Annotated in this window: 21 protein-coding genes; 9 read left to right on the plus strand and 12 right to left on the minus strand. The window is 61.3% G+C overall.

The genetic code is table 11. From position 1 onward, the window contains the following. Positions 1-56: 56 nt before the first annotated feature. Entirely contained in the window at positions 57-764 is a 708-nt protein-coding gene (locus tag ACYQ14_RS13590; RefSeq protein WP_459888976.1) for a hypothetical protein, read from the minus strand. A gap of 402 nt (positions 765-1,166) precedes the next feature. Between ACYQ14_RS13590 and ACYQ14_RS13595 the strand changes: the two genes are divergently transcribed. Together ACYQ14_RS13595 and ACYQ14_RS13600 are read left to right on the plus strand one after the other, a co-directional pair. Next, positions 1,167-3,059, plus strand: coding sequence for a S9 family peptidase (locus tag ACYQ14_RS13595; protein WP_459888977.1), 1,893 nt, complete (start codon positions 1,167-1,169; stop codon positions 3,057-3,059). A gap of 66 nt (positions 3,060-3,125) precedes the next feature. Next, complete coding sequence (locus ACYQ14_RS13600) at positions 3,126-4,142, plus strand: lysylphosphatidylglycerol synthase transmembrane domain-containing protein (protein ID WP_459888978.1); 1,017 nt, start codon at positions 3,126-3,128, stop codon at positions 4,140-4,142. A 116-nt stretch (positions 4,143-4,258) separates the two neighbouring features. On the opposite strand, the gene ACYQ14_RS13605 is transcribed toward ACYQ14_RS13600, so the two are convergent. From ACYQ14_RS13605 to ACYQ14_RS13615, 3 genes are all read right to left on the minus strand, one after another. Further along, positions 4,259-5,320 (minus strand): NAD(P)-dependent glycerol-1-phosphate dehydrogenase, encoded by a 1,062-nt coding sequence (locus ACYQ14_RS13605; protein WP_459888979.1) that lies wholly within the window; start codon positions 5,318-5,320, stop codon positions 4,259-4,261. A gap of 149 nt (positions 5,321-5,469) precedes the next feature. Then, positions 5,470-6,276 (minus strand): FkbM family methyltransferase, encoded by an 807-nt coding sequence (locus ACYQ14_RS13610; RefSeq protein ID WP_459888980.1) that lies wholly within the window; start codon positions 6,274-6,276, stop codon positions 5,470-5,472. Positions 6,277-6,628: 352 nt separating this feature from the next. Further along, positions 6,629-7,618 carry an NAD-dependent epimerase/dehydratase family protein gene (locus ACYQ14_RS13615; protein ID WP_459888981.1) on the minus strand — a complete coding sequence of 330 codons (990 nt, stop codon included), beginning with the start codon at positions 7,616-7,618 and terminating at the stop codon, positions 6,629-6,631. Positions 7,619-7,777: 159 nt separating this feature from the next. Here ACYQ14_RS13615 and ACYQ14_RS13620 point away from each other — a divergent pair, with 159 nt between their 5' ends. Continuing rightward, a complete protein-coding gene (locus ACYQ14_RS13620; protein ID WP_459888982.1) occupies positions 7,778-8,140 on the plus strand; it encodes an ArsR/SmtB family transcription factor in 363 nt (120 codons plus the stop codon). Positions 8,141-8,173: 33 nt separating this feature from the next. Here the strand turns inward: ACYQ14_RS13620 and ddfA are convergent, their stop codons facing one another. From ddfA to ACYQ14_RS13635, 3 genes are all read right to left on the minus strand, one after another. Beyond that, positions 8,174-8,473 (minus strand): DdfA family disk-determining factor, encoded by a 300-nt coding sequence (gene ddfA / locus ACYQ14_RS13625; protein ID WP_459888983.1) that lies wholly within the window; start codon positions 8,471-8,473, stop codon positions 8,174-8,176. Positions 8,474-8,678: 205 nt separating this feature from the next. Next, positions 8,679-9,128 carry a TrmB family transcriptional regulator sugar-binding domain-containing protein gene (locus ACYQ14_RS13630; RefSeq protein ID WP_459888984.1) on the minus strand — a complete coding sequence of 150 codons (450 nt, stop codon included), beginning with the start codon at positions 9,126-9,128 and terminating at the stop codon, positions 8,679-8,681. 54 nt (positions 9,129-9,182) lie between these two features. Continuing rightward, positions 9,183-9,395, minus strand: a complete 213-nt coding sequence (locus ACYQ14_RS13635) for a helix-turn-helix domain-containing protein (RefSeq protein ID WP_459888985.1) — start codon at positions 9,393-9,395, stop codon at positions 9,183-9,185. A 319-nt stretch (positions 9,396-9,714) separates the two neighbouring features. Here ACYQ14_RS13635 and ACYQ14_RS13640 point away from each other — a divergent pair, with 319 nt between their 5' ends. The 5 genes from ACYQ14_RS13640 (at position 9,715) to ACYQ14_RS13660 (ending at position 12,956) form a co-directional block, all read left to right on the plus strand. Beyond that, positions 9,715-10,545: a TrmB family transcriptional regulator gene (locus tag ACYQ14_RS13640; RefSeq protein WP_459888986.1), complete on the plus strand. Its 831-nt coding sequence runs from the start codon at positions 9,715-9,717 to the stop codon at positions 10,543-10,545. Between the two features lie 90 nt (positions 10,546-10,635). Continuing rightward, a complete protein-coding gene (locus ACYQ14_RS13645; protein WP_459888987.1) occupies positions 10,636-11,646 on the plus strand; it encodes an RAD55 family ATPase in 1,011 nt (336 codons plus the stop codon). A gap of 284 nt (positions 11,647-11,930) precedes the next feature. Then, positions 11,931-12,170 (plus strand): hypothetical protein, encoded by a 240-nt coding sequence (locus ACYQ14_RS13650; RefSeq protein WP_459888988.1) that lies wholly within the window; start codon positions 11,931-11,933, stop codon positions 12,168-12,170. Further along, on the plus strand, positions 12,160-12,504 hold the full coding sequence (locus ACYQ14_RS13655) for a hypothetical protein (protein ID WP_459888989.1): 345 nt from the start codon (positions 12,160-12,162) through the stop codon (positions 12,502-12,504). The genes ACYQ14_RS13650 and ACYQ14_RS13655 overlap by 11 nt, the downstream gene beginning before the upstream one ends. Positions 12,505-12,509: 5 nt before the next feature. Continuing rightward, entirely contained in the window at positions 12,510-12,956 is a 447-nt protein-coding gene (locus tag ACYQ14_RS13660; protein ID WP_459888990.1) for a GIY-YIG nuclease family protein, read from the plus strand. A 23-nt stretch (positions 12,957-12,979) separates the two neighbouring features. On the opposite strand, the gene ACYQ14_RS13665 is transcribed toward ACYQ14_RS13660, so the two are convergent. The 3 genes from ACYQ14_RS13665 to ACYQ14_RS13675 all read right to left on the minus strand — a co-directional run bounded on the left by ACYQ14_RS13665 (position 12,980) and on the right by ACYQ14_RS13675 (position 15,890). Then, entirely contained in the window at positions 12,980-13,426 is a 447-nt protein-coding gene (locus ACYQ14_RS13665) for a response regulator (protein ID WP_459888991.1), read from the minus strand. Between the two features lie 256 nt (positions 13,427-13,682). Further along, positions 13,683-15,293 carry a spermidine synthase gene (locus ACYQ14_RS13670; protein WP_459888992.1) on the minus strand — a complete coding sequence of 537 codons (1,611 nt, stop codon included), beginning with the start codon at positions 15,291-15,293 and terminating at the stop codon, positions 13,683-13,685. A gap of 117 nt (positions 15,294-15,410) precedes the next feature. Then, positions 15,411-15,890 (minus strand): hypothetical protein, encoded by a 480-nt coding sequence (locus tag ACYQ14_RS13675; protein ID WP_459888993.1) that lies wholly within the window; start codon positions 15,888-15,890, stop codon positions 15,411-15,413. A gap of 143 nt (positions 15,891-16,033) precedes the next feature. Here ACYQ14_RS13675 and ACYQ14_RS13680 point away from each other — a divergent pair, with 143 nt between their 5' ends. Further along, the gene (locus ACYQ14_RS13680) at positions 16,034-16,672 is read left to right on the plus strand and encodes a TMEM175 family protein (protein WP_459888994.1); all 639 of its coding nucleotides are present in this window, start codon (positions 16,034-16,036) and stop codon (positions 16,670-16,672) included. 100 nt (positions 16,673-16,772) lie between these two features. Here ACYQ14_RS13680 and ACYQ14_RS13685 read toward each other — a convergent pair whose 3' ends face one another. Both ACYQ14_RS13685 and ACYQ14_RS13690 read right to left on the minus strand, forming a co-directional pair. Further along, positions 16,773-17,891, minus strand: a complete 1,119-nt coding sequence (locus ACYQ14_RS13685; RefSeq protein WP_459888995.1) for a hypothetical protein — start codon at positions 17,889-17,891, stop codon at positions 16,773-16,775. A gap of 224 nt (positions 17,892-18,115) precedes the next feature. Further along, positions 18,116-20,779 (minus strand): efflux RND transporter permease subunit, encoded by a 2,664-nt coding sequence (locus ACYQ14_RS13690; protein WP_459888996.1) that lies wholly within the window; start codon positions 20,777-20,779, stop codon positions 18,116-18,118. Between the last annotated feature and the right edge of the window lie 2 nt (positions 20,780-20,781).

Consider the following 20,781-nt stretch of genomic DNA (forward strand, 5'->3'; position numbering starts at 1 on the left):
CCGGATTAAAAAATCACCTAAGTTATCGAAGCGCCCGATTGAGTCGAATCAGAGACTCAGTCTTCGTCACCGCCGGGCATTGCATCTTCTACCGTGTCGCTGATGTAATCGCCGAGTCCATCCAACGGCCCGCTATCGTCGTCGTCCGAGGCGTCACTGTCCGATTCATCGTTGCTATCCGATTCGTCTGCTTCGCTTTCATCCTCGTTATCGGATTCCTCCTCGTCCGTTTCGTCGCCAGCGTCGTCCGCAGATTCGTCCGTCTCGTCATTGGCCTCGCTACTTTCCTCGGAGTCGTCCGTCTCGTTAGCGTCGTCGCTGCTTTCGTTTGTGTCGTCGTCTGACTCGGTCTCGTCGTTGCTCTCGCCGTCAGACCCGTCCTCGCCGTCCACCGACACGTTCACGTCGCTATCGGATTCATTTTCTATAGCGTCTACCGATTCATTGATCGCTCCATCCACCGATTCGTTGTCCGCATCGTCGGTCGATCCGTTATCGCCTTCAGCCGACGAATTCTCGTCGCTTTCGGTCTCTCCACCGAGAATCTCTTCGGAGTCGGTATCCGACGTGCCGTCGGAGATCCCGTCAAGGACGCCGATCGACTCTGGGACCCCGTCGCCGCCGGACGCTTCGCCATCTAAAAACTCGGGGCCGACCACTGCGATTGTCAACCCGAACGCGACGAGGACGACCAGCACCGTGACGAGGACTGTCGTGACTGGCGCGGCCTGTTCTTCGCCGGTGGACTCGTCCTCGTCTGCCATCGTCCTGTTTCGTTCCGGATTCGGTCGTTTTGTTATGCACACCGAACAGCGCCGCGGCGTTGCCCCGTTTCGATTCGAACGGTTTGTGTAATAGGGTCGGTTGTCCGTCATTTCCGGCCATTCGCCACCCCGCTCTGGCGACAAACCGGTACACAGGGACAACCGACCCTATGAGAGAACGCAAGAAGGGCAGTGGCGCCACGAGTTCTCCGCGGACAACCGTTCGACGAGAACCGACAGACCGCGATGACCGGCAGACGGACGACGACTAACCGCCAGGAAGAACAGTTGCACCCGCTGGAACAGAGACTAGGCCGGACCTACAGGCGGAACGGTTTTCACTCACGATCGAAATCGAGGGGAAACGGTTACCGGGTTGTCCCGACATGTTCTACGCACCCGATGTACGATATCGAACGCTATCTCAACATCCGCAGCGCCTACGGCGCGTCGTTCGGTCCCGAGGGCGAGCGCCTCTCCATTCTGATGAACACGACCGGCGTTTCGCAGGTCTGGACGCTCGAGGAGCCGGTATCCTGGCCCGAACAGCGAACGTTTACCGACGAACAGGTGAGCTTCGCGTCGTGGTCGCCCGAACGCCTCGAACTGATCTTCGGGATGGACGAGGGCGGCGATGAGCGCGCGCAGTTGTTCCGACTCGACGCCGAGACCGGCGTCATCGAGAACCTGACACGGAAACCCGAGTCCAAGCACCGCTGGGGCGGCTGGAGTCACGACGGCGAGCGGTTCGCGTTCACGTCGAATCGCCGAGACGAATCCGTCTTCGACATCTACGTTCAGAACCGAGACGAGACTGGCGACGGAGCAACGCTCGTCGCCGAGGGCGACGGCTGGCTCACCCTCTCGGGGTGGAGTCCGGACGATTCGAAGCTCCTGGTCTCGAAGGCCTACTCGAACTTCGATCAGGACCTCTACGTGCTCGACCTCGAGGCGGCCACAGACGATACCGACGACCTCGAGTCCATCGATCCGAAATCGGTCGAGCTCGAGCACCTCACGCCCCACGAGGGCGACGTTCGGTACCAGAGCGCGAGTTGGGCCTCGATTCCCGACGGAGCCGACGAGAGTCCGGGACTCTACCTGGTTACTGACAGGGATTCCGACACGCTCGAGCTGGCGTATCTGGATCTCGAGACGAAAACGCTCGAGACCGTCGCCGACGGCGGCGGGTGGAACGTCGACGGAATCGCCGTAGACGACGAGACGGGACGGTTCGTCTACTCGCGGAACGTCGAGGGCTATACCGATCTTACCGTCGGCGAGTTCGACGCCGCGGAGCCGACCGTCTTCGAGACGTTCCCGGAACCGGACCTTCCGGGCGGAATCGCTGGCGGCGTGAGCTTCGGGCCCGACGCCGACCGATTCGCCCTCTCGACCTCGGGCGATACGATCAACACGAACGTCTTCGTGGTCGAGGTCGAAACCGGCGAGACCGAGCAGTGGACCGCGGCACCGACGGCGGGTATCCCCCGCGAAAGCTTCCGCGAGTCGAGCGTCGAACACGTCGAGAGCTTCGGCGTCGACGGGGAAACGCCGCCCGACGGTCTCGAGGTACCCGGCTTCCTCACCCTTCCCGAGACGACCGAGAACGGAGAAACGCCCGTCATCGTCGATATCCACGGCGGTCCCGAGAGTCAGCGTCGACCCTCGTTCTCGAGCGTCAAGCAGTACTTCCTGAATCGGGGCTACGCCTACTTCGAACCGAACGTGCGGGGCTCCTCAGGCTACGGAAGCGAGTACGCGAGCCTCGACGACGTCGAAAAGCGCATGGACTCGGTTGCGGATATCCGCGCCTGCGTCGAGTGGCTCCGGGATCATCCCGCGATCGACCCCGACAGAATCGCGTGCAAGGGTGGCTCCTACGGCGGCTTCATGGTGTTGGCCTCGCTCACCGAGTACCCGGACCTCTGGGCTGCGGGTATCGACGTGGTCGGCATCGCCAACTTCGTCACCTTCCTCGAGAACACCGGCGACTGGCGTCGCGAACTCCGGGAGGCCGAGTACGGCTCGCTCGCCGAGGATCGCGAGTTCCTCGAGGAAATATCACCGATCAATAACGTTTCGTCGCTCGAGGCTCCCCTGTTCGTCCTCCACGGCGAGAACGACCCTCGCGTTCCGGTCGGCGAAGCCGAGCAAATCGTCGAAATGGCCCGAGAGCAGGGCGTTCCCGTTCGGAAGCTGATATTCGCCGACGAGGGCCACGGGTTCTCGAAACTCGACAACCGCATCGAAGCCTACGCCGAAATCGCCGACTTCCTCGACGAACATGTTTAATCGACAACAATCGGAGAACGTCGCCGATGCACGATAGTTAACCGTCCGTGTTCCCGAAAGAGTCGTATGCGCTGGCGACGCGCGGCCGGCGGACTCGGTGTCGCGATAGCGCTCGTTGGGCTTCTCATTTACGGCGTCGGCTGGGAGAATGTCCTCGAGAACGTTCAACAAGCTCATCCGGCCACACTCATCGCGGCGCTCGCCGCCGGAGTCGGAATGCTCGCGCTCCGTGGATTGGTCGTCAAACGACTGCTCGTCCCGATCGGAGACGGCGCTCGAGGCGTCTCGTTCGTCACCGCGTTCCTGTCGGGGTATTTCGCCCGGAGCGCGCTACCCTGGGGCCGTTCGACCGGGACGCCGATCACGGCCTATCTACTGGCGGCGAACTCCGACTCGAAGTTCGAGGATAACCTCGCGGTGGTGGCCACCGCCGAGGTGTTCAACTTCGTCGCCAGCCTCCTCGTCGTGGTTCTGGGCTTTGCGGTGTTCGTGACGACGGGCGGGTCGACGGAAGAGGTGTTTACGAACGTCCTCATCCTCGGGAGCGGCGGTGCGATCGTTGCCGGTGCACTCATCGTCGCCGTCAACCGCGGCTGGGCGAAAACGCTGGTGTACGAAGGCGCTTCGCGGTGTGAAACCCTCATCAAAAAACTCCCTCGAGTGCCGGCTGAGCAGGGCGTCCTCACCGATCGCGTCGAGGGCTTTTTTACGGCACTCGAGCGGATTCAGGCCTCTCGTCGAACGCTCGTCGCCGCGTTTTCGATCGCGATCGTCGGCTGGATCGTCAACGCCTTACCGCTTTACTTCGCCTTGCTCGCCCTCGGCGTCGACGTCTCCCTGGCGCTGGTGTTCGTCTGTGCGCCGTTGGCCTCCTTCGGCGGGATTCTCCCCGTTCCCGGCGGAACGGGCGGTATCGAAGTCGTGCTCGCGAGTCTCCTCATTGCGACGGCGGGCGTTTCGGGAGATGTGGCGACCGCCGCGGCCATCCTCTACCGGCTGACGACCTACTGGACGCACCTCGTGGTCGGCGGGTTCGGGGCGGTATATCTCTCCGTTAGCGGTACGCACCGGGTTCGCGTTTAACTCCAGTATATCTCTAGCAGGACGCTGTTGACATCCTTCTCGAAAAATCCAATTTGCGCGTTCTTCGTAGTCGCCAATCAATTCTCACTGCTTTACCCGCTCGAGCGAGCGAACAATTAGGAGATGACGCCGGTCTTTCTCGCAACCTCTCGAGCGGCTCGTTCGTTCATCCCGTCGCCCAGAATCGTATACCGATCGCGGATCGCGTGACACGTCGTCAGCGATTCGATGACCGTCTCGTCGTCGATACCGAGTTCGTCGGCGGTCGTCGGCGCGTCGATGCTGTCGAGGGCGTTCCTGATGTCCTGCCAGATGCCGCGTTCGCCATCGTGGAGGTAGGCGGTCATGATCGAGCCGACGCCGACCTGATGGCCATGCAGCGCCGCCTCGGGCGCGAGCCGGTCGAGCTGGTGGGAAAAGAGGTGCTCGGCACCGCTGGCGGGTCTCGAGGAGCCCGCGATGGACATCGCGACGCCCGAGGAGACCAGCGCCTTGGTGACGATCCAGGACGACTCCTCGAGTCCGGGACGGACGTGATCGGCGTTGTCGACCAGAATTTCGGCGGTCATCTCCGCGAGTGCGGCGGCGAAGCCGGAGTATTCGACGTCCTTGAGCCGGTGGGCGAGTCGCCAGTCCATCACGGCGGTGTAGTTCGAGATGATGTCCGCGCAGCCGGCGGTCGTGAGTTCCCACGGCGCGTTCGCGAGTATTTCGGTGTCCGCGACGACCGCAAGCGGCGGCTCCGCGGCGACGCTGTGGCGCGTGTCGCCGTCCGGAACCGAGCCGCGATTGCTGACGATGCCGTCGTGGCTCGCCGCCGTCGGAACCGAACAAAAGCCCATGTTCAGGTGGTGGCTAGCCATCTTCGCGATATCGATCGCTTTCCCGCCGCCGATGCCGACGAGGTAGGAGACGTCCTCGGTCTCGGCGGTCTCGATGACTTCCTCGACGGCTTCGAACGTCGCCCGCTCGATGGTTACGATCGCCGGGTCGATTCCGGCCGCCTCGAAGTCGGCCGCGATCGGATCGGCCGCGACCTCTCGAGGTGTCGGACTCGTGACGAACAGCGGTCGTCCCTGGAGGTGGAGGTCCTCGACAACCTCGAGGAACTGCGAGCGAACGCCCTTGCCCACGACGACGTTTCGTGGCAAGCGGATCCACGTCGACTTATCGAACATATCTCTGTGGAGGGCGGCCGCGATATAAAGGCGTTCTCGTCGTGACGTATCGTTCCCCCGTTCGATTTCTCACCGAACGGATGGCTCTGTCGCCTCGAGCGATCTAACCCGTCGATCTGACCCCCGCCTCGAGCGGCTTCGTCGCTCGATCAGGACTGGGTGGCTTTGATGTGAATGTCGAGTCCTCGATCCTCGATCGTCTGGACCGAAAAGCCGAGGTCTCGAATCGACTCCAGAAACGCCGAAACCGACGACCCGTGGTCCTCGATCGACGGGCGGGTATCGGCCTCGGTGTCGCCGACGGCCGGTCGGTGTACTTCGCAGTAAACCGTTCGACAGCGCTCGTCGCGGAGCGTATCGGCCATTCCATCGACGACGCGCGGTTCGGCTCCCTCGACATCGATCTTTACGACGTTCGGCTGTGGAAACCCGTCATCGGCGAGGCTATCGCCCCGATAGGCGGGAACCGTCACCGAGCCGTTCCCGCTGGTCGCGGCGCTTTCGTGGTCCAATGTGAGCTGTTCGTCGGCGTCCCACAGCGCGTACTCGTGGACGGTCGAGTCGACGCCGTTTCGCTCGAGGTGCGTTCGAGCCTGCCCCGCAGTGTCCGGCGTGGGTTCGAACGCTTCGACGCGGTCCGCGCGCTGTCCGGCGAGACTCGAGTGAAAGCCGATGTGCGCGCCGATATCCCAGAGGACGTCCTCTGACTCGACCTCCGAGAGCAGGTCTCGAACCATTTTACGTTCTCCGCTATCGAATATCTGGAGCGAGCGTGCGGCACGGCCTCGAGTGTCGAACGTCGCCGCCGTGTCGCCGAATTCGAACGTTCGCGATCCTCGAAGTCGCCAGTATGCAAGCGTCGCGCGTCTTCGTAGGCTCCGGACCGTTTTCGCCGAAAGCGTCGTTATGCCGTCGTCGCGATAAATGTTGACCGCCCGATGGAGCGGAGTTACCATGTACGGCACACTTCGAAATACGCTAATAAGCTTTGTCGTATCGACTACCCAGGGTGTTCGGCGAATTAGCTAAAACCCGAAAAACACCGATTCCGGAGAGGAATTTGGTCTGTTTGTAAAATCGACCACTCAAATATAACAGATCGATAGCTTTCGATGTGTGCGAACGATAGCTAAATAGATCAACTACATTATATTTGTTGCGTTAGGAAATCACCAATGGTTAATCGGTGCCGTTGACGGGAAAATTCCACTCGTCGTTCCACTTCGGGACACCTTTTACGTACTCTCTGTCCGTTATGTATCTCTTAAAGCCACAGATCGGTCGTTTAGAGGTCCGTTCCCCTCCCAGTCACATCGTCTCGAGCACGCCGAGAACGCGCTCTTCTCTTTCACGCCCGGGATCGTGCTCCGTTCCGTCGCGGTCGCTTTCGAGGTGGTCGGCGACCGACTGGTCGATCGCCTCCTCGAGCGGGGTCGACTCCCAGCCCAGTTCGGCGAGTTTCGCCGTCGAAAGGATGTGTGGGTACTCTCGATAGAAGAGGTACTCCTCGGGCTCGAGTTCGCCCGCCGCAAGTTCGCGCGGTCCCGCGGTGACGACCTCGACCGACGTCTCGAGTGCATCCGCGATCAGTTCGATCGATTCCTCGAGCGTGACGAGTCGTCGATCCCCGACGTTGTACGCTTCGCCCGGGTCGCCGCGCTCGGCGACGATTCGGAGCGCGCTGGCGACGTCTTCGACGTAGGCCCGGTGCCAGACGTTCGTTCCGTCACCGGGAACGAGGACTCGGTCGTGCTCGTTCACCCGGTCGATCCAGAAGTCCAGTCGCTCGGTGTAATCGTGGGGGCCGTAGACGATGCTCGGTCGGACCGCCATCGCGTTGACGCCGCGGTCGGCCGCCGCGAACACCGCACGATCGCCCTCGGCTTTCCGGTTCCCGTAGCTCTCGCTCGAGTCGTCGGTCTCCTGTTCGGTCGGACAGGACTCGAGGGCCGTCACGCCCTCTCGTTTCGGAATCTCTTCGCTTTCGTAGGCCGCCCCGCTCGAGACGTAGACGTAGGCCTCGACGTCGTCGAAGAGCCTCGTCGCCGCTCGGACGTCCTTCGGGTGGTAGGCGATGCAGTCGAAGACGGCGTCGGGATCGGCGTTCTCGGCGGCCACCTCGAGCGCCGAATCGTTCGTCCGGTCGCCCTCGAAGTGGGACACCCGATCGTCCTCTGCGAACGGGTTCTCGTGGTTCCCACGGGTGAAAATCGTCACGTCGTACTCGTGTGCGAGCAGTTCCTCGACGAGGTGGCGGCCGATAAATCGGGTGCCGCCGATTACGAATGCGTGTTCCATACCGCCTCAAGGACGGTCATCGGGAAAACGGTAGTGAACCAACTTCGCAAACGGGGTGTGAGGATTCGAGTTAACGCCATTGATTTCCGCGACGGAGGTCAAGCTGCTCATTCATGTTCTTGCGATCGGACGTTCCGTCTGAACATGGTGGGACTATCTATGGATGCCAATACACAGACGATTTCGACCGAAACAATACTTCAATTAGTCGCCCACCCACGGCGGCGAACGATCCTTCACCAGCTCCGTGAAACTGGTGACATGGTCGTCCCAATCGACGAACTCACCGCCGCTGTCGCGATTCAACGGACCGGTCCGTCGCCGAAATCCGCAACGAACACCCCGCTGTCACGGAACTCGGAAGATAACACGAGCGATAAAGCCGAACTTCACCACAACCATCTCCCGAAGCTAGCTGACGCGGGAGTCATCGAATACGACCGATACGATGGGACCGTTCGATATCGGTCTCACGACCGCGTCGAGGCTCTCCTCGAGTACATTTCGACACACTTAGAGTAGTGGTAGTTTCATTCCGGAGCCGACGGCTCACTCCTAATCGGCCCTCGGTGGCCGGATTTCGATGCTGCCGTCGCTATCGACCGTCACATCAATGTCGTCGTACTGAAATGAGACGCTGATCGTGTCGGTTCTTCCGGTTGACTGGTTCGCTATGATTGTGTCCAGCGCCTCGAGATCGATAAAATCGTATATGGACGGCATCGCTACCGGTTCGGAGTCCGTTACCGCAGCGATCGCTTCGATCACCGCTGTACTGGGTCGGCCCGGCTCAGTCCACTCGTATCGAATCAGGTCGTCAGTTCCCGGTTCAGTGGGAGCGTCATCGGAGGTCATCGTTGAAATATACTGTGGTAGTACCGATGACGCTTCGATCTTAGGGTGCGTCATCGTATCGAGGGATACGGAACCGATGCGGAAAGTAGTTTTGTGATTATGTGAGTGACAACGTGCGTCGGCGGTATCAGCTCCGGTTTCCGTCTAGTTGCCACGTAAACATCGCCTTGAGTACAATCACCAGACTGTTCGTTTCTCCCGCCCCTCATATCGCCGTTTCGTCGCAAGGCTCCGGTCCATCTTCACCCTCATCGGCCACGAGGACGCTCGCCAGCGTCTTCTCTTGATCGGCCATTAACAGGCGTCCGGCGGGTACGTCCAACCAGTCCCACAACGAATCGAACAGTTTGGCGTCGGGGACCCCCTGTCGAATCTTCTCCGTTGCGGCTGGTGACATTCCTGCGAGCCAAATCGTGACACCGCGCTCGGTAGCGGCTTGCAGGGCGTCGATAATTGCTTCGGTGAGGAGATTCGCGACGGTCATGTAGACGATTTCCTCTGTCGCTCCCTCGATGAAGGTTATGACCCTCTCGGTGATCGGTTCACGGTTCGTAACGGTCCAGACGCCGTGTTGTTCCGTCGTCCGGCTTTTCGGCTCGAGGTCGTTGAGGGCGTCCGTCAGCGCGTTTGCCCGGTGAGCGTAGTTCTGGTGCAATCGCCGGCCGATGGTTTCTGCAGAAATCGCGACGAAACGCTTGGGACTCGAGTGTTACACATCGATGAGCCCACGATCGTGTAACTCGTCGGCCGCATCGTAGACGCGCGTTCGAGGAACTTCGGAGGCGTCGCTTACGTTCTGGGTCGTTCCGCCGCCGAGACCGACGAGGGCGACGAACGTCCGGGCAGCGTAGGTACTCAGCCCGAACGCTTTGAGTTGCTTCGTAGCGAGAGTCCGTGGCTCGTCCGACGTGTCGTGGGACATGATCGGTAGGTGGGTATTCCGGTTCAGAAACCTCCCTAATGGGGAGTTCGGTACACAGCGACAGCGTGGTTGGGACCCAGTCTGGGGCTGTGTACCGGTTACCCTTTCACAGTCATCCCGTATATTCTTGTTGTGATTATCTGAGTTAATACCTATCTCCTCCGCGAATCGTTCGAACGGGTGCTCCTCGAGCGAGTTCGCGAGAAACCAGTACCGAAAGCGGGAATTCCCTGCAAGAGGGTACCAAACGGAAGGTGTTTTCACGTGGAGGGTCAAGCGGTAGTCAGCTACTGGGCTACTGGTAGCAGGGTTGGGACCCATGGATAAGTTATCGAATCAGGAAGAGGCAGTCGAACTGCTTCAACAGCTCGGGCTTCAGGAGTACGAGGCGAAAGCATTCGTCGCACTGACCCGTCTCCGACAGGGGACCGCAAAGGAGATCAGCGAGGTCTCAGACGTTCCTCGAACGCGCGTCTACGATGCTGTTCGAGTGCTGGAATCGGCCGGATTAGTCGAGATCCAACACTCGAACCCGCAACGATTTCGCGCCGTTTCAGTCGGCGAGGCGGCCGACACGCTCCAACAGAAATACGAGTCACGGACAGACTCGCTTCGGGACTCTCTCGAGGCGATCGACTCGGTGTCTCCCGACATGGAAACAGACGTCACCCACGAGGTGTGGGCACTCTCGGGATCGACCGGGATCTCGAGCCGGACACAACAGTTGATCGACAAGGCCGACGAAGAACTGATCTTCGTCCTCGGCGACGAAGCCATTTTCACCGACCAGCTCGTTTCTCAGCTCCAGGCGGCACAACAACGCGGTGTGGCTGTCATTATCGGGACGACCGACGAGACGGTCCGCGAACGAGTACAGGACGACCTCCCCGAGTCCGAGGTCTTCATCTCGGGTCTCGGGTGGCTCAGCGACTCTTATTGGGTCAGCGATGACACGGAAATCAGTCGGTTACTCCTGGTGGACCAGAGTTCGATTCTGGTGAGTACGTTCCACGGAACGTCCGAGAACGCTCGCGAACACGAGCAGGCCGTCTTCGGCCGCGGTTTCGATAACGGCCTCGTGGCGATCGCGCGACGCCTGATGGCGACCGGCCTTTCCCCGGTTGATGATCCCGGCACCGACGACCCGTGAGGTTGCGGGACTTCCCGTCCAGGCCCACTTTCTCGACGCTCCACCGAACCGTACGGGGGTTCTTTTTCGCCGCTCGTAGAGCAGACTCCTATGCCATCCCATCCTCGACGCGAGCACGACGGTATCGGACGGCAGTGTGATCACTGCGGCTATCCGATTCCACAGGATCCACACCAGTCGGACGATGCAGCGGTGACGTTCTGTTCCTTGTCCTGTCTCGAGGCGAGCGAAGACGGCGGATCGATTCCCGATCCCGCCGGCTACAAACGAGTCGTCACCGGGGTCGAGCCACTCGATGCGCTCCTTCTGGACGGACTGCCGACTGACTCGTTCGTCCTCCTTTCGGGCGACGAGGGCGCTCGTCGCGAAGAGCTCCTCACCGAACTCGTCTGGCGTGCACTCAAGCGAAACGAACCCGCCGTCGCGCTCACCTACGCCAACCCGCCGACGGCGATCCTCGAGCGGTTCTTCGAGAGCGGCTGGAACGTTATCCCCGCGCTCGAGAACGACCGGCTGCGGATCATCGACGCGTTCACACATCGGCTTGAGGATCGGGATTCGTTTCTCGACACGCGGACGGAGTGGACGGCGTTTCTCGGCGAGGTCGCGTCGGATGCGATCGTCGAAATTCGGGACCCGAGCGACGTCCGCGAAGTCGCGAACAGCCTGACTCGGACCCTCGGAGCGATGGAGATGTCCAAGACCGGCCTGGTCACGATCGATTCGATCGACGAGATCGAGACGCTGATCCAGGAGCAACTGATTCACAACTTCCTCAAAGATATTCGGGCGACTGTCTGCAAGGCTCGATACGTTCCGATCGTTGCGGGCGGAACGACTGCGGGAGATGAGGGCGCTGCCGTCGCCGACGAGTACCTGTTCGACGGCATCGTTGATCTTCGGATGACCGGCCACGTCGCGTCTGATACTCGCTTCACCCAGCTCGGTGTTCGAAAGCTCACGACGGCGCGAGTTCGCACGGAGTGGATCACGACCGGGTACGCCAAACACCGCGGCCTGTTCGCGGTCGATCCGCCGGCCGAGACGCACTCGCTCGCCGACCACAGAACCGGCGCACAGCGGATGGATTCGCCCGACTAATCGGCTGTTACCGTTCCGTGGTACGCGGGGGCGAAGCGGCGCTATCTTCGATTTGAATGCGATTTTCCGGCTTGCACGCGATTGCCCGACTGATCGTTCCGCGGAGAAATCTCGCGGTTCTCCGGAGAACCGTCGCATTCACTCGCGCGGCCTCGAGTGCACTCGTGGAAGCGCGAGCGGGTTTTATTCTCCAGACTGACCAACCCTGCCGGCGCGAGAAACATCGATATTCCAACGGCTGCGGCATTCGATTCGAACCGCGCTAACGGAGGCCTGACAGAGCTATGAACGACAGATACGATTACCGACGGACGAGCGACGGGGACTCGAGCGACAACCAGCGGGTCGACGGGCGACCCGAGGAGAACTCTCCTCGACAGCCGGACGAGCGCTGGAGCGCTCGGGGACAGCAACGCAAAGCGGGTGATCGACAGGCCGGTGACCAACGGCGGGGACAGGAGCGAGGACGACGACAGGAACAAGGCCGGAACCGCGGTCAGGGGCAGGGCCGAGATGAAAACTGACGCCGAGATGAAAAACGGGGCCGAGACCGGGATGGACGAGGTCCCGAACGCGGCGGAAATCGCGATCAGAGTCGACGAGAAGAAGGGGATCTACAGGGTTTCGCCGACGAGCGCGCGAATCTACGCGATGACGATACGGGCACCCGGCGACACGTCGATGATCCGGACCGAGAACGGGGATACGAGGACCGATGCGACTGATTCCGAAAGAGATCCGATTTGGGAGGCTGATCCCGACTGGCGGAGACCTGGAAGGCGGAAGCACCGTCCGGTTCGGCTCTCGAGAACAGCGAAACCGACGCCATTTTTCTCGCGGCGATCCCAGACCGGGTAGTGAGCATGACCGGAACGTACGTCCTCGTAATCGACCTCGAGCGAGCGACGACGCTCGAGGTCGGCGCGCTGGGATCGATCGAGTTCGAAGCCGGTGTGTACGCCTATGTCGGCACGGCGTTTGGACCCGGCGGGTTCGCTCGCGTCGACCGTCACGCCGAACTCGCTCGAGGGGACCGCGAAACTCGCCACTGGCATATCGATTACCTTCTCGGCTGTTCCGAAACAAGCCTCGAGCGGGCCGTTTTCTTTCCCGGCGAAGACAGCGAATGTGCACTCGCCCGAACCCTTCCCGGCGAGCGAGTTCCGAGATTCGGCGCGTCGGATTGTGACTGTCTCGGTCACCTGCTCGAGTCCCCATCGGTGGAGGTCCTTCTCGAGACCGCTCGGGACGCCGGCGGGTCTCTCGATCCAGACGAACCGACGAGTGACGTCACTGGGCCTGAGCGATAGAACAGCGGATACGCTTTGGGACGCTACGAAACCGATGGCGGAAGCTGTACCTCGTCGAACCAGAAGGATTCGATCGTTTCGACCATCTCTACGAATTCGTCGGGACTCCCCGGTTTGGTGAGGTAGGCGTTTGCAGAGAGTTCGTAGCTCTTGAGGATGTCCTCCTCGGCTTTGGAGCTCGTGAGCACGAGGACCGGAAACTTCGGGTGTTCGCCGTTATCTCTGAGTTCCTTGAGAACGTCGAAACCGTCGGTTCTCGGGAGGTTCAAGTCGAGTAACAACAGTTGTGGGTACGGTTGCGAATCGCCGCAGTCAGTCAGATACGCCAGTGTTTCGTCTCCGTCCGCAACGCTGTCTATCACGGCGTCGAACGCCGAACTTTTGAACGCCTCCCGTGTCAGTCGAACGTCTCCCGGGTTGTCCTCGACGAGCAAGACCGTGGGTGACTGAGACGGGTTCAAATTCGTCACACCTACTGTTCGCGTGTCGGGAAGGTAAGACTGACCACTACATGATTTGGAACCGATCGAGATTCGGGTGATCGAGTACCCGATTGTACGCTGTTTGGAGTCCCCCTCCGAACGGTTTCGCGTTGTTGGATTCGAACGGATTTGGATGCGACTCGAGGTTGATACTGTCGGCTGTAAGTCGTTCAAGATCCCCGTCGCCTCGGGGGCGAGAATTTTACACAGTTACAGCCGACAGTATGACTATTCTCTCCGTGGGCTATGGGTGTGCTATCGGGGCCATCGCCGAACTCGAGGCTGTGGCTTCCGATTCGTGCGGATCGTCTGACTCTTCGATTACGTATCGTTGTCCCATCATCGGATCGAGGAGCCTGTCGACGGGCGCGTAGTCGTCCTCTAACAACGGCGCGCCGTCGGTATCGGGCTCGTCCATGTAGTTATCCAGTGCCCCTTCGAGGTCCACGGCCAGATCGCGTTGGTCGTTTCGCTCCTCGAGTTCGGCCTGGCTGAAGTCAGTCTCCTCCTTGGTCGCGACGACCTGGACGTTCTGGACGGAGTTCAGATCGGACGTTCGGAAACTGTAGACGTCCGGAAAGACCCGATCGATCGTCTCGTACTGGGCGTGGTAGAACTCCGCGGCCGACCCGGTCGGCGCGGAGACGACGTTCGCGGTGAGGATACCGTCGTCGGCGAGTCGATCGGAGATGAGTTCCATGAACTCGACTGTCGTAAGCTGGAACGGGACCTGATCTTTCTTGTAGGCGTCGAGGACGATCAGATCGTAGCCGTCGTGCGAGTCGTCCATCTCGGCGAGGTACTGTCGACCGTCGTCCTCGTAGGTGGTCAGGTTCTCGCCGTGCTCGAGGCCGAAGTACTCCTCGGCGGCGTCGGTCACGTCCCCGTCGAGTTCGACCACGTCGACGTTGACGTCGTACTCCTCTTCGAACTCCTGTGGGCCGGTGTAGCCCCCGCCGCCGATAAATAGGACATCGTCCATCTCGTCGGGCCCGTCGTTCATCAACAGCGGAAGGTTGAAGTAGGTCGTGTACTCGAAGACATGCCGATCCGGGTTCTCCATGTCCATCGCGCTGTGTCTGGCTCCGTCGAGGTACATGGTTCGCGTGTCGCCGTCGTCGATCACCTCGAGTTCCTGTTCGCCGGTGTGAGTCTGGTAGATCACATCGCCTCTCGGGTCGAAGGCGCTCGCGCTTCCGACCGCGGCGCCGACGAGCAAGAGCGAGACGACGACCGCCGCGCCGGCGGAGTTTCGAGAGAAGTCGGGGAGCGTAAGCGCCAGGGCGGTCGCGACCAGCAGGAAGCCAAACAGCAGACCGATCCGTTCGACGCTCAGTTCGGGGATCAGGACGAACGTCGTGAGGGCACTGCCGAGAATACTCCCGATGGTGCCGACGGCGTAGACGTGACCGGACGCCTCGCCGACCCCTTCCTTATTACAGAGCTCTGCCCCGTAGGGACTGATGAATCCCAGCAGGTACGTCGGCGGTCCGAACAGGGCGATGACGGCCGGAATCGACGCGTACCGCGCGCCAAGGGGCATCGTCGACGTGTAGAGCAAGAGCAGATCGCTCGCGTAGATCACGATAGCGATGTAGATGGCCGTTCCGAGGAGAATCCAGGACATCTCGCGGGTGGTCGCGGTTTCGGCTCGCTTACCGCCTTGCCAGTATCCCAGACTCAACGCGGCCAGACAGATGGTGATGATACTCCCCCAGGTGTAGATGCTACTGCCGAACTGGGGTGCGATGACTCGTCCCGCCAAAATCTCGAGACCCATGCTCGCGATACCTGCCACGAACACCGCGAGTTCGGGCTTGGTTAACCGGTACGACGCGAGCGTCCGAACGTCCATTATCGAAGCTCAGTCGGTCCGCCGTTGTGTACTTGTTGGATGGGGAATCCTCGAGTCGGCCGATCGTCGACTGACGGCCCGCCGAGCCCATACGGGTCGGTTCACCGTCCCCTCGAGTCAGGCGAGCGCGGCGACATCCGATTTCGATAACTCCCGATACTCGATATCCTGCTCCTCGAGCACCGCATTTAGCTCCTCGAGTCCGCGGTCGATATCGATCCCGACTCGGTCCACGTGGGCGTCCGGCGTCTCGCTCGGATCGGTTTCGAAGTGTGCGGTCAGTTCGAGACCCTCGGGATGGTGGTAGCCCCGGACGTGTACCTGCCACCACTCGTAACCGGTCGGGTGATCGGTGACGTACTCCACCCGGCGCAGATTGAGCACCTCGCCGAAGTACGAAAAGGACATGTCCCAGTTCGGCGCGAAGTGGCGTTCGCCGAGGAGTCGTTCGGCTTCCGACCGGCTGAGCGGAACGAGCACGGACGGCTCGAGCGGTTTCGGTCGCGAGAAGAACCGGCCGCGAACAGAGAGGACGATGCGTCGAAGTTCCCGCAGGACGGCGTCGAGGATGTTCGCTCGAGAGACTCGGCGAGTCATGGAGACAGTACGTCGGCCGCGATAATGAACCAACAGGGCAGTCCGTTCTGAACGCGTGTTCGATGGCTTCCGATATCGTCCGTTCAATCCAACTGGCAGTCTCTAGCCCACTGGATTTTGCATATCGCCGTGGACGGATGCATATGGTTCGGGTGCATATGCTCGAGGGGGAGACGACCGATCGAATGGAGGCGCTGAGCGACGGCGTGTTCGCGATCGTTCTCACGCTTTTGGTCCTTCAGTTCGAGGTACCGGACGTCCCGGCGGATCGCGCCGCGGCCGAACTTCCCGGCGCGCTGGCCGACCAGCAGGCGTTGTTGCTCAGTTACCTGCTTTCGTTTTTCGTCGTCGGCATCTACTGGATCGTCCATCATAACCTGTTTCAACAGATCGTCCGCCACGACAGGCTGTTGCTCTACCTGAACCTCGCTTTCTTGCTCGTCGTCTCCTTTCTTCCGTTCCCGACGGAATTGCTCGGCGTCTACGGCACCCACCTCACCTGGACGCTGTACGCGATCAACATCGCCCTCGTCGGTATCGTCCTGACGATCCTGTGGTGGTACGCGGATCGGCGCGCGTTTACCAGCGACGCCATCGACGACCGAACGGGATTCCTGATCACGCTTCGGGGTCTCATCGCGCCGGCGGTCTTTCTCCTCTCGATCGGCGTGGCCGCGGTGAACCTCTCCGCGGCGTTTTTCGTCCCGCTGTTGATATTCCCGCTGCAGGTGCTCTGGACCAGGCGATATCAGGATCCCGAACTAACCTCCGAGACGGGGTAACGCCGAGTCCCCTCGAGTCAGAGGGTCGGTTGTCCCTGTGTACCGGTTTGTCGCCAGAATGGGGTGGCGACTGGCCGGAAATGACTGACAATCGGCCCTATCAGTCTTCGACCGACTCGTTTCCGTCGTCGCTTTCGGACACCGACTTCCACGTCGCCGTGGCGAGAACGCGGTGCAGATTGGTGTTCACCGCGACCGACCGCTCCGTCGCGCTCGAGGCGAGGCGTCCTCTGAGCGTCGCTTCGAAGCTGTCGTCGATGGTATCGTACTCGTAGTAGGCGCCAAAGGTGGCGTTCGTGGTCGCCGGCTCCTCGAAGGTGATCGAACTCACGGCCCCGTTGACGAGTCCGAACTGGGAGAATGGTTTCGCGACCGAATTCGTGTTCCCCCAGCGATCGTATTGTTCTATCGGTGTTCCGACCGTAATGTCCGTCGGCTCACCGTAGCCCCCGAAGACGATGTGGCCCTTCCCGGCGTGTTCGAGCAACCAGTCGAACTCCTCGATCGAATCGTTCGCTCGCTCGCTCTCGCCGGCCGCGGTTTCGATGACCGCAGTAATCGGTTCGATACCGTCCTCGCCCCGGGAAGCGACGATCGCGTCGTCGCCGACCGCAAGTGTCGGGTCGCCGATCGAGAACTCGCCGTCCGCCGGCGCGTAGATAGTGTAGTCTCCCAGCGTGTCGGTCCGCTCGTACTCGCGACGAAGCGTATTCTCCTCGGGTGTTTCCCTCAGTACGACCGCTATCTCCTCGACGTCGATCGATCCTGACAGGACGAGTGCATCGTTGACCGCCAGGACGTCTTCGACCGTCGAATCGTACTCGTCGGGATCGGCTTCGTCGCGCTCGGTGTCGAACTCTCCCAGCGACGGATACGGCCGGAGCAAGTCCTTGAGTCCCGGCCCGGCGAGTTCGACTGTCAGTCGTTCGGAGAGCATCGTGATCCCCTCGAGCGGATACCCGTGCATCACTTCGCCGGGATCCAGCTGCGTCTCGTACTCCTCGACCACATCGGCGTCGCGCGTGGCCGCCGTCAGTTCGTCCCAGTCGATGTAGCCGAACTCGACCCAGCCGTCGTCGTCGGTGCCGAGTCGGTCGATGTACGCCGGGGGTTGCTCTTCGTCGACGGACGCGAGAACCTCCAGACAGCCCGCGAGCCCAGCCGTCGCCACCGTCGTCAGGGCCCCGGTCTGTTTAAGCAACGTCCGACGATCATACATGAGTTAGTTGAACTCGTCGTTCCAATAGCAAATTACTTCCTTTTCGTGGCACGGTCGCTCTCGCGTGCCGTCGGCACCCGACCGGCCTCAATCTCGAGCGGACTGGATTCCGTTCGACCGCGATTCCGTGCTCACGGGGCGTCGATCGACCGTCGGCCTCGATAGATTGTCGGCTTCGATAGATCGGCGGGAAGTCTGGAGGGCGGATCGACTGCGGCTCTCGATCACTGCCAAGCGGGTAATCCAAGACTCCCGTTCTCGAGTTGATCCCAGACGACGATCACCGAGGGGAGCACGAGGATCGACGTAAAGCAGGCGTAGAACACGCCCAGCGCAAGGAGCAAGCCGAACTCCATGATGAGCGGGATCAACGCGACGTACAACACGCCGAGCCCGCAGACGGTCGTGAGCATACTCCCGGTTAGGGCACCGCCCGTTCCGCGGACGGTCACCATCAGCGCCTCGTGGACGTCGTTGCCGTCCTCGAACTCGTCGACGAATCGGTGCATGAAGTGGACCGTGTAGTCGACCCCCAGCCCGATCGAGACCGAGAGAATCGGCGCGTTGATCGGACTCAACGGGATGTCGAAGTACCGCATCGATCCCGCCAGGAGGGCAACGGTCAACAACACCGGAATCAGGTTGATAACGCCGTAGACCGCCCGGCCCTCGAGCCACCAGTAGGTGAGCACGAGGAAGACGGCCGTCAGCAAGAACGCGATGAGCAAGCTGTTGATCGACGCGTCCGTCGTTTCGTCGATCACGGATTCGAAGATGACGAGCTGGCCGGTCGCCGTCGCGTCCATGGGGATCTCCTCGGCGGTCTCCTGAGCGGCGACGACGGCTTCGTCTTGCTCTGCGTCGACATCGATCATGATGTCGATCTGGGCGGCACCGCGGTCGGTCGTCAGTCGCTGACTCGCCTCACCGCTTGCCTCGGAGTCGAACAGTTCGTCGTAGACGACGTCGACGTCCCGGTCAGGGATCCCATCGCCCGTCGAGTCGTGCCGGGCGACGACCGCGTCGAACTCCGGATCTTGCTCGGCGTGAGACTCGATGACCGAGAGGATGCTTTGTGCATCGGCCTCCCGGCTGTTGCTCCTGAACTCGTCCGGCGGGTTCTCGAGCGCCCTGTTGATGTCTCTCAGGGCGGTATCCGATCGTAAGTCCCCGTCCTCGATGTAGATCGTGACCGACCCCTGCATTCCCTGCTCGAAGTCCTCTTCCATGTAATCGAGGACGGTCATGAAGGTGTACTCGCCGGGAGAGAGCGGGCCGGGTAAGTGCTGGTACTGATCGACGCGATCTTGCTCGGGGAAAAACGCTTCTTCGTCGAACTCGGTATCGACGCCGGTTCCGTAGGCCGCGGCGCTGCCGCCGATGACGAGAATCGCGACGAGGAAGAGCACGGGTGCCGCTTTCGAGATGTGGACGCCCACGGGGAGGATCTTCCCCATGTAGGAGTCTTCGCGGCCCAGCGGGGTGGTTCCGAACTCGGGGAAGCGCGTTCCGTCCCGAAGCCGGTCGAAGCCGACCTTCCCGGCGGGGAGGAAGACGCCGAAGATGAGGAACGTGAAGATCATTCCGAAGGCGGCCACGATCCCGAAGTCTTGCATGCCGTCCATCGAACTGACGAGGTTCGCGGCAAAGCTGAAGACCGTCGTGATCGTCACGATGAGGAACGCGGTCGTCAGCTGTGCCGACGTGACGGTCATCGACTCGCCGATCGAGACACCCTTGGCCCGTTCCTCGCGATAGCGATTGATTATGTGTATCCCGAAGTCGATCCCGACCGCCAGCAGTAAGGGGAAAACGACGATTAGCGAGTCCGAGAAGGGAATGTTCGCAAAGCCCATGAAGCCGAACGTCCAGATCATCGTCATCACGAGCGCCGCCAGACCCAGCCCGAGGTCGATCGGATCCCGGTAGGCTACCAGCAGGAAGAACATGATGAGGACGATCGCGGCCGGGAAGACGACGATCGCGGTATCGCCCAGCAGCTGAAGCGTTTCCTCCTCGATGATCGCGTCGCCGAAGATGACGATGTTCTCGCCGCTCTCGAAGCCGTCGATCTCGTTGGCGATATCCTCGGTCTCGTACTGCAGATCCGCGTAATTGTCCGTGTCGGCCATCGGCGCGGTGTCGTAGGTAATCGCCACCTGCGCGACGTTCGCCTGTGCCGATTCCCGCGTGAAGTCGGTGCTTACGGGCAGGCCGGCGACTTCGTCGGCTTCGGCGATCGCCTCGTCAATCTGGCGCTGAGAGGCGCTGTTGACCGCACGATACTGTTCTTCCGATGTTTCCGCCTCGGGATCGAGCTGTTGTGCGATCAGGGACGCCGGGCTCGTCGACGACTCGACCCGGAGGCCGTCGCGGGTCTCGATCTCGTCCTGGAACTCGAGCATCCGCAAGAGGTTCGGCTCGGAGAGGACGTTGCGATCGTCTTCGATGAACAACTGGGCGGTCGTGCCCCCCTCCTCGTGACCCGTCTCGCCGAAGTCGTCCTGGATGTCCTCGTAGGCCTGGGCCTCCTCGGTGTCGTCGGCGAACTGATCGGCACCGGCTTCCTGGCCGCCGTCGCCCATACCGGCCCCGGCCATGAACACGCCCGTCAGCAGGAGAAAGACGATGACGATCGTCCACGGCCGCTTCGAGATCAGCGGGTTGACTCGCCGAGTGAACGGGTCGCTCCCGCGACCGTCGTCCGGACTTCCGCTCGAGCCACCCAGAGAGCCGACGTGACTCGAGAGCGAGCCGAACAGGCCGCCTCGGGTATCGTTTTCCGAACCGCCTCGAGCGCTCCCGCCGTCGCTTTCGAGACTGCCGTCGCCGGAGCTGGTGGCGAGACTGTCGTCGCTGACGCGGTCGGGGCGATCGGAGTCGGTCATGC

The sequence above is a fragment of the Halostagnicola bangensis genome (assembly GCF_054653435.1).